General features: G+C 43.6%; 1 pseudogene and 1 other annotated feature. The pseudogene reads left to right on the top strand.

From position 1 onward, the window contains the following. Positions 1 to 1,005, top strand: a pseudogene (locus QMA00_RS18835) (IS3 family transposase); the annotation flags it as partial. Further along, positions 64 to 180: a sequence feature (AL1L pseudoknot), on the top strand. Its footprint overlaps the pseudogene before it by 117 nt. Positions 1,006 to 1,044: the final 39 nt, after the last annotated feature.

The raw sequence follows: 1,044 nt of genomic DNA, 5'->3' as shown, positions 1-1,044 counted from the left end.
TGCCGTCTTAGAGCGCGAGAATAAAGAGCTCAAGCGAACGAATGATATCCTGAGGCAAGCTGCCGCTTTTTTCGCCCAAGCGGAGCTCGACCGCAAACAGAAGTAATAGTGGATTTTATTGATGCTTGCAGAGAGCATTACGGTGTCGAGTCAATTTGCAAGGAATTGCCGATTGCACCATCAACGTATTATTCTCATAAACAGATACAAAGAGAGCCTGAGCGACTGTCTAACCGCAAAAAGCGTGATGCTGAGCTGATAATACTCATTCGCGAAGTGTGGGAGGATAATATGTCAGTTTATGGTGCAAGAAAAATATGGAAGCAGCTACAGCTTGACGACCATCAAGTCGCCCGCTGTACAGTCGAACGATTGATGCGAGTTATGGGAATTCAAGGTGTTCGTCGGGGTAAAGCACATAAGACAACGATACCTGACGAGCAACAAGATAAGCCACTTGATTTAGTTAATCGTCAATTTACTGCTGAGCAGCCAAATCAACTTTGGGTAGCTGACATCACCTATGTTGCCACATGGAGTGGGTTTGTTTATGTCGCTTTCGTGATAGATGTTTTTTCACGATACATTGTAGGTTGGCGTGTATCAACGACAATGCACACAGAGCTTATTCTTGATGCGTTAGAGCAAGCTATTTGGCATCGTGGCAACCCCGAAGGGTTAATTCACCACAGCGACAGAGGCAGCCAATATTTGTCTATACGATACACTGAGCGACTTGCTGAAGCTGGAATTCAAGCGTCTGTAGGCAGTGTGGGTGACTCTTATGACAATGCATTGGCTGAAACAATAAATGGATTATTTAAAACAGAGATTATTCGCAGAAATGGCCCGTGGAAGAATGTTGATGCTGTTGAATACGCAACGTTAGAGTGGGTCAATTGGTTTAATAATCAACGCTTATTATCTTCAATTGGGTATATTTCACCAGCTCAATATGAAACAGACTACTATGATAATTTAAACGAGTCAGGTAAAGTGGCCTGACTTAAACAAACTGGTCTCCGATGAACTCGGGGCGATTCA

The sequence above is a fragment of the Pseudoalteromonas sp. APC 3694 genome (assembly GCF_030407565.1).
Lineage (GTDB): Bacteria > Pseudomonadota > Gammaproteobacteria > Enterobacterales > Alteromonadaceae > Pseudoalteromonas > Pseudoalteromonas tetraodonis.
The sequence above is the reverse complement of the archived record's forward strand: the minus strand, read 5'-3'. Positions and strand labels throughout refer to the sequence as shown.